Below are 12,638 nucleotides of genomic sequence, written 5' to 3' on the forward strand. Positions count from 1 at the left end.
ATGACGGGTTTTGCGGTTCAGGAACGTCGTCTGACGGTTTGCGGCCACGTGTGTCTCAGGTGCAATTTCGGGCCGATGCAGCCGGAGCATTCTGTCTGGATCCCGACCTGTCCCGCAAGGCTTTGACCACGGATTGCACTGTCGCGAGAATAGTCTCGCGAAGCCATCGGTGAACCGGGTCATTATCCAGCCTCGGATGCCATGCCTGAAAACTGACGAGATCGGGCAGTGGAAACGGAAAGGCGAAGGCGCGGGCCCCGATAGCCTCGAGTGGCAGGCGCCGAATGATGATTTCTGGCAGGGGCAGGATCATGTTCGTTTCGCGCATGGTCTCGATCATGGCGTAATCGCTGGGGACGACAAGTGCGATACGCCTCTCCAGACCGTATTTCTCGGCAAGGATTGCATCGATCGGCCCATGAGCACGGCCCTTGCGGGAGGTAGTGATGTGATCGTAGGCGACCAGCGTCTCGGGGGTGATTTCCTGATCGAGGATCGGGTGTCCTGCGCGGACTACGGCCTCGAACCGGGTCTGGAACAGGGTTTGCTTCTTGATCTCGGGCAGCAGGTCTTCGGTGGCACCGATATAGAGGTCGATCGTGCCACGCCTGAGCGCGTCTCCGATTGAATCCTCTGTCTCGGGTGAGAAAACGAGCTGGCAGCGCGGGCAGGACTCCCTGAGTTTCTCGGCGATGGCGCTGCCGAAAGCCCCAATAAAAAGGTCGCGCGCGCGGATCGTGAAATGCGGGGCGATCTGCGACAGATCCAGCTGAGCGCGTGCGCTGACAAGTGCTTCTGCTTCGGCCAGAACTGTTTGCACTCTGCCTAGTAGATCGGCGGCGAAGGGCGTTGGAACCAGTTGTCTGCCGGAGAGTACCAGCAAGGGATCTCCGAAAAGGGTGCGCAGTGAGGCGAGGTGGCGGCTTGCGGCGGCTTCGCTCACCCTGAGTCTTCTGGCGGCGCGCGTAACGCTTTCCTCCTCCAGCAGAACCTGAAGCCAGCGGAGATGATCGAGCGAATAACCGCGTTTGGCAGGCAGGTTTCTGGTCACGGGGGCCGACCCTCCAGGGATTGCATGGAATGAAAAGGATCTGCCTGATCCTTACGCTAACTGGAAGGATTCTTTTCACGGATTAAGGGTTATTGAGGCTGGGGGGCGAGGCTAGAGACCGGGCGGAGAGGATGTCGCCCCATGATTGCACCCAAGAAGCAGGATTCAAGGATCCTGCCACCTATGGCGGCCACGCCCCCCTTCGGGTTCAGAACGATCATCGGGTGTCTGGGCATGTTGCTGGCCGTGCATGTCGCGGGGTTCAATGAACATGTTACAGAGCTTGGCCTGCCCGATCTTCGCGGCGCCATGCATCTTGGTCACGACGAAGGCGCATGGTTCATCTCGATCTACGAGGCCTTCAATATTGCGGCGATGGCCTTCACGCCGTGGTTCTACATCACATTCTCGATCTACCGCTTTGCGCTGTTCATGACGGCAGCGCTGGCCCTGTTGTCCCTGCCGTTGCCGTTCATGACCGATATGGTCCCGATCGGTATTCTTCGTGCCATGCAGGGGCTTAGCGCCGGGTGTCTTCCGCCCATCCTCATGACCGTCATGCTCAAATATCTCCCGCCGCCGCTCAAGGTCTTCGGCATCGGCGGTTACGCCATGAGTGCGACCTTCGGCCCCAATCTGGGTATGCCTTTCGAAGCCCTGCTCTTCGAACGGTTCGGCTGGCACTGGCTCTACTGGGAGGTGTTACCGCTCGGTGCGGTCGCGCTCGCCATGATCGCCTGGGGATTGCCGCAGGACCCCTTCCAGCTTTCGCGTTTTCGCAGCTTCAACTGGCGCGGATTTCTGATCGGCGCGCCCTCCATCCTGTGCGTCGTGACGGTTCTCTATCAGGGGGACCGGCTCGACTGGTTCCGCTCACCTCTCATCACCCATCTGACATTCTGGGGTGGGGCGTTCTTCCTCGGGTTTCTGATCCATGAATGGCATCACCATAGCCCGTTCTTCCGGCTGCAATACTGGAAGAGCCGCAATATCACGATGTCCCTGCTGTCACTCGTGGCGGTACTGATCGTCTGTGCCCTGATGAATGAAGTCACGACGACGTTTCTTGAGGAGATCAAGGGATATCGCCCCATTCAGGCCGCTCCAGTTTCCCTGACCGTGGCTCTGCCCCAGCTTGTCGTGCTGCCGTTGGTTGCCGCGCTGTGCAACATACGTCGGGTCGATTGCCGGTGGGTGCTCGGGATCGGTATGGCGCTTCTCGGATTTTCCGCCTGGCTTGGACTAGGCCTGACATCCGAATGGGTGCGCGACAATTTCTATGTCATTCAGGCGCTTCAGATCTTCGGTCAGCCCATGGTGGTCATTCCGGTTCTGATGTTGGCCACTCTGGCGCTTGGCCCGAGCGACGGCCCCTTTATTTCGGGCATGGTCAACATGCTCAAGGGCATGGCCAATGCTCTCGCATTCGCCCTGTTCTCGACCCTGCTGCGCCGCCGCGAGCACTATCATTCGACCATGCTGCTGGATCATCCTCACATGACGCAGGGCTTCGACGGGGCCGATGCGCTGCACAGCTTGCATGAAATGCTGTCAGCGCAGGCGCTGGTGCTCTCCCTGGTCGATATCCTGCTCGTGGTGGTCGTGATCTGCGCCGTTTTCGTGGTGCTGACAGCCGTGCTTCCCGGTCGCGTCTATCCCCCCGGGAAAGCACCCTCCAGTCCCAAGCCCGCGCAGCCTGCCGCATCTGCACGGCAGCCCGAAAACTCCCCTCTCGCAATACAGTAACGGAAATCTCCTCATGGCTTACAAGAAACCGCTCCTGTTTGCGGGATGCACTGCGCTTGTCCTGACCGGTCTCGCCTGGAGCGCAGATCGCTTCTTCGTCGGCGACGGGCGTCATCAATCGACCAATGATGCGTATATCACCGCCGATTTCACGCGGGTGGCGCCCAAGGTCGCCGGGCGGATAGACAGCGTGCCTGTTGCGGACAATCAGAAGGTGCGGGCGGGCGACGTTCTGGCGCACATCGAAGACGATGATTATCGTACGGCCCTCGATACGGCTCGGGGCAAGCACCGTGCCGCGCAGGCCGATACCGTCAATCTCGCAGCAGCGCAGCAGCGCCAGTCGGCCCTGATCGACGCGGCACTTTCCACGATCGAGGCCGATGAGGCCGCCCTGCTTTTCGCGCGGCAGAATGCGGCCCGCTACCGCGCGCTTTCAGCAGGGGGAGCGAGCACGATCGAGCAGCAGCAGGGGGCCGAGGACCGTCAGCGCGAGGCTGTTGCGCGGCTGGCGCGTGACAAGGCGGCTGTGAATGCCAATCGCGCCGGGCTCGCCGTACTCGCTGCAGAAAGCGAGCGTGCACAGGGTGTCCTGATCCAGACGCGAAGCCTCGTGCGGCAAGCTGAACTCGATCTGTCCTATTGCACCATCACGGCCCCGGTCGATGGGGTAGTCGGGGCGCGCGACGTGCGTGTCGGTATGTATGTCCACCCCGGTACCGGGCTTCTGGCTGTCGTGCCGGTGCGTCAGGCCTATGTGATTGCCAATTTTCAGGAAACGCAGATGGCCCATATGCAGACGGGGCAGAAAGCCGAGATTCGGGTCGACAGCTTTCCCGATGCGGTGCTCCATGCCCATGTCGATAGTGTGGCACCGGCGACAAATGTGGCCTTCGCCGTGATCCAGCCGGACAACGCGACCGGCAACTTCACAAAGGTAGTGCAGCGCGTCCCGGTAAAGCTGGTTTTTGATGACGGGCAGCCTCTGGCACGGCGTGTTCGTGTCGGTATGTCCGTCGAGGCCATGATCGATACGGCCTCGCCGCGAGACGGCGCTCATGGCACCGATGCGCGTTTCGTGTGGGAGTGAGGGAGATGAGACATTTGTCCCGCACGATAGCGCTCAGCCTTTTCCTGATCCTCGGGGGCTGTTCGGTCGGTCCCGATTTCCATAAACGTGACCCGGTGGCAGCGTCTCACTGGCATGAAAGTGTGACCCCCCGGAAAAGCCATCCGGATGAAACTGCGCCGATCGAGGCACAATGGTGGAAGCTCTACAAGGACCCTGTGCTGACGGCACTTGAGCAGGATGTGCTCGATGCCAATCTCGACCTCAGGGAAGCGGCGCTTCATTTCGAACAGAGTCGCGCCGAGCGCAGGATCGCAGCCGCGGCGCGTCTGCCCCAGATGCAGGGCGCCAGCTCTTATGCGCGCGAGCGCGCCAGTACGAATGGCATCCTGGGCCTGCTCGGCACGGAAGGGGACCGCGACCCGGCACAGATTGCAGATGGAACACAGGGGTTTGGGCCCGCTGCTGCAGCCGGGCCGAAAGGTAATCCTTCCTTCAACCTGCCCCAGTACGGGCTCAGTGCGTCGTGGGAGGTCGATCTGTGGGGGCATGTGCGCCGTCAGGTCGAGGCCGCGACAGCCTCCATGCAGGCAATGCGCGAGATGCAGCGCGATACGCTGGTTTCGCTCATGGCGGAGACCGCCCAGAACTATATTGCTCTGCGCAATGTGCAGGCTCAGACCGAGATTACCCGACAGAGTCTGGATATCGCTCGTCACAGTGTCGATCTGACCGTCTTGCGTGTGACCCAGGGTACGGCGACAAAACTCGACCTGGCCTATGCGCGTGGTCAGTTGCACGGTTTCGAGGCCCGTTTGCCGCAACTGCATCGTGAAGAAGTCCATCTTCTCAATGCCCTGGCGTTTCTGATGGCACGCGAACCGGGAACCCTGTCATGGCGTCTTGCAGGTACGGGCAATATTCCACCGCTCCCTGAAACCATTCCGGTTGGATTGCCCTCGGAGCTTGCCGAGAGACGCCCGGATATACGGGCAGCCCAGGCGCGTCTGCATGCAGCGACGGCTACGATCGGGGTTGCTGTGGCTGATTTCTTTCCGCGTATCACGTTGTCCGGCAGTCTGGATGTCCAGGCGCTTCAGTTCAGCGGCCTCGGGTCATGGGCATCACGTCAGTATGGTTTTGGTCCGACCATGACCATTCCGCTGTTCGAGGGCGGAAAGCTTGCCGGGCAACTTGCCTTGCGCAGGCTTCAGCAGAAAGAAGCGGCCATCGCGCTCCAAAGAACGGTTCTTCACGCATGGGAGGAGGTCGATGATGCCATGGCCGATCTGGGCACAGCCCAGGAGCGCCACGATCGACTGGCTGAGGCGGTCACTGAAAGTGAGACCGCCGTGCGGGTGGCGCAGTTGCAGTATGCCCAGGGGGCCGGTGACTTTCTCAACGTTCTGACGACGCAGAATGGGCTGCTTGAGAGCCGGAGCGCACTCTCGGATGCGCGGGCTGAAGTCTCGGTCTCGATGGCGCGGCTTTATCGCGCCCTGGGAGGCGGCTGGACGCGAACTTAGCCGGGTCAGGTGCGACGGCCCCTGAGGCCGCCGCGCCTTTTTCTCAGCCTGCGGGGATCGTGATCACGGCACCCGGCGAATGGCTGGTGGCAGCGAGGGCCGCGAGGATCTGCATCATGGTGAAGCTCAGCTTGCTGCGGAAATCGTCATCGCTGATCCAGTACCAGCGGCCCCGGTAGCGCACGGCGTCGTAGTTGTGATCCGGAGCCGACTTGCCTGAGTGAATAACCACATCGGGGCGTGTTTCGATACCGACCGGGCTGATTGTGGGCAGGGTACGACCCGCCTTGATGTCCTCTTCGGGAATTTCCATTTCATAGGCGATCTGGGACAGCATGGCGAACATCGAGCGTGTCAGAATGGCTATCTGTCCGGCCACTTTCGGATAGGGGCCATAGACGATCTCGGCTTCTTCGGCGTGAGGGTCGAGATGAAGCAGGCGCCGCACTTCGGCCTGGATGGTCGTCAGGGCCGGATCGGATGTGGCTGTCAGTACCAGATAGGCATGTTCGGGCTGTGTGCCCGAGGGCTTGTTGGCCGATCCGGAAGGCGGCTGGTCGCCTGTCGGTTTGGCGGCATCCGTCGATATACGTATGGTCATGGCGCCGGCGACCTGCAACTGACGCAGATCGTGCAGAAGCAGATAGAAGCGCACCGATCCGCCACCTGTCGGCCCGGCACCCAGGGCGCGCACATTCGATAACCCGTCGATCGACTGTGCCGTCAGCCGTAGCAGCGTATCGATGGGCAGGCCGCCAAGACTGAGCGGCATGATGACCACAGGTGAGATCGGACGGATGACGTTCTCGGCATATTGCTGTCCGGTTTCGGGCTGGTAGGTAAATGTCGGGCTTTCCTGCAACGTGGCTGTGCTGCTTCCAAACAGATAGCTGCCTATGCCCGAGGGAAAGGCGTTGAAACCGCCATTGATCGAGCGATTGAGCTGATAGCCTGCAATGACCTGGGTCGTGTCCAGAAAGGTTGGGGGGTCGGCATAGCGTATGCGGATGATGTTGAGCAGCATTGCATGTTTTTCTGCCTCGCCCAGCGCACGCGAATAGTCGAGCTGATCGTGGGACAGGCGTGACGGGCCGATCGTGATGCAGCCCGAGAGCAGGGAGGTCAGGGCGATTGCGACGAGTCCTGCGCCACGGGTCATGAAACCATGACGCATCGCGACAAGATGCCGGGCAATGAGGCGTGGGAATGCACCGGACACGGATATTGTCGGGCGGGAGAGAGAAGGAATGCTCATGGGTGTTACCGGCTTAGCCCATCCGCAAGCAGGGTTGCCAGCCCGGAATGATCGTCCGTAACGACCGTCCGGGATGAGCAGTGGTGGCTTCGGGGGACGAAGCGACAAACGCCGTACAGATCAGCTTGCCGATCTGACGTGGCACGGGCGAGCGTACAGGGGAACCCATGATATGCCTATTCATGAAGTTTCCAGCGCATGAATGGCGGCCAGTCCTTCGCGATAGCTCGGATAGAGCCATTCGCGGCCCAGAGCCTGCTGGGTCAGGACGCTATCGACCACACGTCGCTCGGACCAGAAACTGCGCGCCATGGGGCTGAGTTCGTTCCAGGCCTGCTCAAGAGTGAGTCTGCGCGGGAGAGGGTAGTTGCCGAGGCGGGCTGCCTCTTCGAAGACATCGGCCTGGGGGCTGGGGCAGTCATCGACGAAGTTCAGGAATCGGCACGATGCAGCTCTGGACGTGTGTATGGCGGCCATGGTGGCGCCTGCAATATCGTCACGATGGATGCGACTGAACAGATGATCCGGGGCATCGATCAGTCTTGCCTTGCCCGAGCGCAACGTATCGAAAGCAGAGCGACCGGGGCCGTAAATCCCACCCAGACGCATGATGTCGCAGGCAATTCCTTTATCCCTTGCGAGACTCTGCCAGTCCTGCTCCGCCTGAACGCGCGCCCTGCTGCGGGTCTGACCGGGGGCAACCGGCGTGGCTTCGTTCACATGAGCGCCCTGCCTGTCACCATAGACACCGGTCGTGGAATAATAACCCAGCCATTGCAAAGCCTTTGAACCGGCCAGAAGCGTACCATAACGGAGGAAAGCAGGATCGCCCGTTTCATCGGGAGGCACGCTGACAAGAACATGGGTGGCCTGACCGAGTTCAGCCTCGACCCCGTCGAAAGCGCGCAGCCTGGAGTCTGCATCGGGCTGTCGTTTCGTGCCTGTCACGGTCCAGCCAAGGACAAGGGCCTCGGGCGCAACGGCGCTGGCTGAATAGCCCTGACCCAGAATAACGAGGTGAGGTGGCATGAAAGCTCCCATTCGCGCTTGACCGCTGACGCTGTGCCGCGCCAATCACGGATGTATGAAACATGCTTTTGGTGCCTTGGCGATAGGGAGCAGTCTGTGGGCGGGGCCGGTTCTGGCCTATGCGCCGCCGCAAAATCTTGCCCAGTGCATGGCGCCCCTGCCGGATACCCCCGATCTCGTTGAGGAAACGGCACAGAACTGGCTGCATCACGGTGGTGGGCGGGATGCACATGAGTGTCTTGCCCAGGCCGAACTGGCTCTTGGGGCGTATCGCGATGCCGCGGCAGAGTATGAAACCCTTTCCCTGCCCCTGTCGAAAGCCCAGGGCGGGCAGGTTCTTTCGCCTTCCGAAAGGGCGCGTCATGCGGTCTTTGCTGAGCAGGCTGCCGGGGCCTGGTTACTGGCGGGAGATGGAAAGGCAGCGGAGCACGCGTCGCGTCTGGCTCTGGCGGCGGAACCTGCACGTCTGGGGTTAAGGGTTTTGCTGGCACGCAGCCTGTCCATGCAGGGACATTTTGCCGAGAGTATCGAGGCTCTTGGGGCATTGCCGGAGGCTCGGGCTCCCGCAGGGTCTGTCGACCCGTTTCTCGTCCGGGCTCTTGTCGTGCGTGCCACAGCCTATCGCTATCTGGGTCAGAACGCCAAAGGCATGGCCGATGTGAATCAGGCCCTTGTCCTGTCGCCTGACGATATCGATGCCCTGCTCGAACGTGGCATTCTCAATGTCAGACTGATGCAATATGCCCGCGCACGCGGTGACTGGGACCGTGTCATTGCTCTCGCCCCGGATGGGCATGAGGCCTATCTGGCCCGACAGGACGAAGCCGTTCTCGATGCCGATCCCGATCAGGACTGAACGACATTCTTTTCGATCGTGCTTCTCCTGTTCCGACCGCCTTTTCGATCGTGCTTCTCCTGTTCCGACCGCTGAGATTTTCGTCGTTCCCGTTATCCCGCCCGTCAGGCTTTTTGTCGGCTTTCGACCATGGCGACCACGTCCTGCCAGTGGGGAGCCGATTCTGCAGCGCCGGGTCTCGTCGTGGCCAGTGCCCCGCAGGCAGCGGCAAAATGAACCGCCTCGCCAAAATCCTTGCCCAGTGTGAGGGCAGTGGCGAGCCCTGCATTGAAGCAGTCGCCGGCTGCGACCGTGTCGATTGCCTCGACGGGATAAGGCGGCACGAAACCTTCACGTTCACCGCTCAGATAATAGACGCCTCGTGCGCCCATCTTGACCAGGGCATGGGTGGCGCCACGTTCCTTGAGTTTGCGCGCGGCACGCGCGGCATCTGCCTGTGTCTCGGGATATATGCCGGTCAGAAGACGTGTTTCCGTCTCGTTTGGCGTGATGACATCCAGAGCCTGCCATAGCGCATCCGGCAGGCCGTTTGCCGGAGCAGGGGCCGGATCGACAATCACGAGCGTTCCGGCATGTTGTGCTTCTTCTGCAATGGCGACCGTCAGTTCGAGCGGTATCTCGAGCTGCAGAAGCAGCGCCGAGGCTGAGTGGATCAATGCGCGATGGGCGGCGACATCGCTGCTGTCCAGCGCCATATTGGCCCCGCCTGCGACAGTGATGATGTTTTCGGCCTTATTATCGACGGTGATCAGGGCCACGCCCGTCGGATGATCGGGGTCCTCACGCAACGCCGAGAGGTCGACCCCGAAAGGTGTCAGCAGCTTGCGTGACAGGGACCCGAAACTATCCGTGCCGATACGCCCCGCCATAAAGACGCTCAGACCGCAGCCCTGTCCGAGACGGGCCGCCGCAGCCGCCTGATTGGCCCCTTTGCCCCCGAGTCCTGTTGCATAGCTTGCGGCATGAACCGTCTCACCCGGATGGGGAATACGCTCGGCGCGTGCGGTGATATCGATATTGACGCTGCCGAAAGAAAGAATATGGGCTGGTTTGTCGGACATGGCTGGCTCCCGGGCCTGCGACAGGGCAGGCATCTGGATCGATCTGGGGTGCCCGGTGAGGGCGGTGCACCGCTGCATGGCGTATCATCGCGACGCCGCCTCGGCTAGGATCGCTTCATGTTTCGTATACTCGTGATCAAGCTCGGTGCTCTGGGCGATTTCATTCAGGCCTTTGCACCTTTCTCCTCCATCAGGGCTCACTGGCCTGAGGCCGAGATCACGCTGATGACGACTGCGCCTTTTCATGATCTGGCCAAGGCCAGTCCGTGGTTCGACCGTGTGGAGATCGACAGCCGTCCGCGCTGGAACGATCTGGCAGGCATGTTGGCGTTGCGCCGTCAGCTGCGCGGCTACGATCTGGTGATCGATCTTCAGACTTCCGGACGGAGCACCGGTTATTATCGGCTCGCCGGGCAGAAAAACTGGAGCGGGATCGCGTCTCACGGGGCTTATCGTCACGACAATCCGCAACGTGACTTCATGCATAGCGTGGCGAGGCAGCGTGACCAGCTGGCTCGTCTGGGCGTGCCGGAACTGCCGGTGACGGAGGTGGAATGGCTGGCACGTGGAGGACCGGATCTGCCGGCGCCCTATGCCGTAATCGTACCGGGTGCGGCCCCTCATCGGCCTGCGAAACGCTGGCCAGGGGAGCATTACGCTGCGCTGGGCCGTCTGTTGCTGGAGAAAGGGTTGCGCGTCGTCATGGTCGGGTCGGCTTCCGAGCGCAGTCTTGCGCAGACGATCGGGGCTGAACTGCCTGACATGGTGGATCTGACCGGGCAGACCGACCTGCTGGCGCTTGGCGGGATTTTCAGCCGGGCGGCGCTTGCTATTGGCAACGACACGGGTCCCATGCATCTGGCCGCTGCGATGGGATGCCCTTCCCTCGTGCTGTATTCGGGGGAGAGCAACCCGCGCCTCACGGCGCCGAACGGACAAAAACCCGGGCAGGTACGTATTCTTGCGGTCGATGATCTGCGGACTCTCGACGTTTCCAGGGTTGCGGCCTGCCTTAACTGGGGCCATTAGAACAGCTCAACTTTCTTCTTACGCCAGGAGCGCAAGTCCATGCCTGCCATTACCCTGCCCGATGGTTCCGTTCGCACGTTCGACGGTGCCACGACTGGCACGGCAGTCGCGGCTTCGATCGGTCCCGGTCTGGCGCGTGCTGCTGTCGCAATGAGCCTGAACGGCAAGCTGGTCGATCTCTCGACCGAGATCGCCGAAGATGCGGCCATACGGTTCATTACGCGCAAGGACGATATCGTTCTTGAGATGATTCGCCATGACACCGCCCATGTCCTGGCCGAGGCCGTGCAGGCGCTCTGGCCTGGCACGCAGGTAACGATCGGCCCCTCCATCAAGGACGGGTTCTATTACGACTTCTTCCGCAACCAGCCTTTCACGCCCGAGGATTTCGAGGCGATCGAGGCGAAGATGCGCGAGATCATCGCGGCCAATGCGCCGTTCGAGCGCGAGGAATGGGATCGTGATGCGGCCATTGCCTTCTTCGAGGAGAAAGGTGAGCGTTTCAAGGCCGAGCTGATCCGCGATCTCCCCGAGAGCGAGACCATCTCGATCTATCGTCAGGGCGACTGGCTCGATCTGTGCCGTGGGCCGCATATGCGCGGCACCGGGGACATCGGCACGGCGTTCAAGCTCATGAAGGTTGCGGGTGCCTATTGGCGTGGTGACCATCGCAACCCCATGCTGACGCGTATCTACGGCACGGCCTGGCGCGACCAGAAGGAACTCGACGCCTATCTGCACCAGCTGGAAGAGGCAGAGAAGCGTGACCATCGCCGTATCGGTCGCGAGATGGACCTGTTCCATATCCAGGAAGAAGCGGTGGGCCAGATTTTCTGGCACGCCAAGGGCTGGCGTCTGTACACCGTGCTTCAGGATTATATGCGCCGCCTCCAGACGCGCTATGGCTATGAGGAGGTGCGTACGCCCCAGCTCGTGGATCGTGCCCTGTGGGAAGCCTCGGGCCATTGGGATAAATATCGCGAGCACATGTTCATCGCGACTGTCGAGGATGAGGAAAAGACCCTCGCCCTCAAGCCCATGAACTGCCCCTGCCATGTGCAGATTTTCCGTCATGGGCTGCGCTCCTATCGCGAGCTGCCGCTGCGTATGGCCGAGTTCGGCGCCTGTCATCGCTACGAGCCCTCCGGTGCGCTGCATGGCATTATGCGCGTGCGTGGCTTTACGCAGGATGATGCACATATCTTCTGCACCGAGGAACAGATTGCGGCTGAAACGGCGACGTTCGTTGCCATGCTCGATGAGGTCTATCGCGATCTCGGTTTCGAGAATTTCCGTGTGAAGTTCTCCGACCGTCCCGACGCGCGTGCGGGTGACGACGCGACCTGGGACAAGTCGGAAAAGGCGCTCAAGGAAGCCTGTGCCCTGGCCGGAGTGACGTTCGAGACCAATCCGGGCGAAGGTGCCTTCTATGGCCCGAAGCTCGAATTCGTGCTGACGGATGCGATCGGCCGCGACTGGCAGTGCGGCACGTTGCAGGTCGATTTCATCCTGCCCGAGCGTCTGGACGCTTCCTATATCGGTGAGGACAGCGCGCGCCATCGCCCGGTTATGCTGCATCGCGCCATTCTGGGCAGCTTCGAGCGCTTCATCGGTATTCTGATCGAGCAGTTTGCCGGCAAGTTCCCGCTCTGGCTGGCCCCGACCCAGGTTGTGGTGGCGAGCATCGTGACAGATGCCGAGCCCTATGCGCAGGAAGTTGCGGCAAAGCTGCGTCGTGCCGGGCTTCAGGTTGAGGTCGATGGCCGTAACGAGAAGATCAATGCCAAGATACGCGAGCATTCTCTTGCCCGTGTGCCGGTCATTCTCGTTGTCGGGCGTCGCGAGGCAGAGGAAGGCAAGGTGGCCATGCGCCGTCTTGGCGGGGCTGCCCAGGAGATTCTGGCTCTGGACGAGGTGGTAACCATGCTGGGCCAGGAAGCCATGGCTCCAGACATGCGTCGCCTGCAGGGCTGAAACGCGGGCATCCCCTGCGTAAACCTTGCAATTCCGGTGTTT

10 protein-coding genes are annotated in these 12,638 nt (G+C 61.2%); 6 read left to right on the forward strand and 4 right to left on the reverse strand.

All coding sequences use genetic code 11. The features are described from left to right. Positions 1-55: 55 nt before the first annotated feature. The gene (locus NF685_RS12760) at positions 56-1,051 is read right to left on the reverse strand and encodes a LysR family transcriptional regulator (protein WP_252849906.1); all 996 of its coding nucleotides are present in this window, start codon (positions 1,049-1,051) and stop codon (positions 56-58) included. A 141-nt stretch (positions 1,052-1,192) separates the two neighbouring features. Between NF685_RS12760 and NF685_RS12765 the strand changes: the two genes are divergently transcribed. From NF685_RS12765 to NF685_RS12775, 3 genes are read left to right on the forward strand one after another with little or no spacing between them, the layout of a single operon-like run. After that, positions 1,193-2,797, forward strand: coding sequence for an MFS transporter (locus tag NF685_RS12765; protein WP_252849907.1), 1,605 nt, complete (start codon positions 1,193-1,195; stop codon positions 2,795-2,797). Positions 2,798-2,810: 13 nt separating this feature from the next. Beyond that, the gene (locus NF685_RS12770) at positions 2,811-3,887 is read left to right on the forward strand and encodes an HlyD family secretion protein (protein WP_252849908.1); all 1,077 of its coding nucleotides are present in this window, start codon (positions 2,811-2,813) and stop codon (positions 3,885-3,887) included. A gap of 5 nt (positions 3,888-3,892) precedes the next feature. Beyond that, on the forward strand, positions 3,893-5,392 hold the full coding sequence (locus NF685_RS12775; RefSeq protein ID WP_252849909.1) for an efflux transporter outer membrane subunit: 1,500 nt from the start codon (positions 3,893-3,895) through the stop codon (positions 5,390-5,392). Between the two features lie 43 nt (positions 5,393-5,435). Here NF685_RS12775 and NF685_RS12780 read toward each other — a convergent pair whose 3' ends face one another. Both NF685_RS12780 and NF685_RS12785 read right to left on the reverse strand, forming a co-directional pair. Beyond that, positions 5,436-6,416 carry a hypothetical protein gene (locus tag NF685_RS12780; RefSeq protein WP_222548606.1) on the reverse strand — a complete coding sequence of 327 codons (981 nt, stop codon included), beginning with the start codon at positions 6,414-6,416 and terminating at the stop codon, positions 5,436-5,438. A 411-nt stretch (positions 6,417-6,827) separates the two neighbouring features. Next, positions 6,828-7,676, reverse strand: coding sequence for a Rossmann-fold NAD(P)-binding domain-containing protein (locus NF685_RS12785; RefSeq protein WP_252849911.1), 849 nt, complete (start codon positions 7,674-7,676; stop codon positions 6,828-6,830). A 55-nt stretch (positions 7,677-7,731) separates the two neighbouring features. Here NF685_RS12785 and NF685_RS12790 point away from each other — a divergent pair, with 55 nt between their 5' ends. Further along, positions 7,732-8,532: a tetratricopeptide repeat protein gene (locus NF685_RS12790; protein ID WP_252849912.1), complete on the forward strand. Its 801-nt coding sequence runs from the start codon at positions 7,732-7,734 to the stop codon at positions 8,530-8,532. Between the two features lie 104 nt (positions 8,533-8,636). Here NF685_RS12790 and rbsK read toward each other — a convergent pair whose 3' ends face one another. Further along, a complete protein-coding gene (gene rbsK / locus NF685_RS12795) occupies positions 8,637-9,593 on the reverse strand; it encodes a ribokinase (protein WP_252849913.1) in 957 nt (318 codons plus the stop codon). Positions 9,594-9,710: 117 nt separating this feature from the next. On the opposite strand from rbsK, the gene NF685_RS12800 reads away from it, so the two are divergent. After that, positions 9,711-10,622 carry a glycosyltransferase family 9 protein gene (locus tag NF685_RS12800; RefSeq protein WP_222546128.1) on the forward strand — a complete coding sequence of 304 codons (912 nt, stop codon included), beginning with the start codon at positions 9,711-9,713 and terminating at the stop codon, positions 10,620-10,622. A gap of 39 nt (positions 10,623-10,661) precedes the next feature. After that, positions 10,662-12,596 carry a threonine--tRNA ligase gene (thrS, locus tag NF685_RS12805; RefSeq protein WP_252849914.1) on the forward strand — a complete coding sequence of 645 codons (1,935 nt, stop codon included), beginning with the start codon at positions 10,662-10,664 and terminating at the stop codon, positions 12,594-12,596. The last annotated feature ends 42 nt before the right edge of the window (positions 12,597-12,638 follow it).

Source organism: Asaia lannensis NBRC 102526, from assembly GCF_024054035.1.
In the GTDB taxonomy this organism is placed as follows: Bacteria; Pseudomonadota; Alphaproteobacteria; order Acetobacterales; family Acetobacteraceae; genus Asaia; species Asaia lannensis.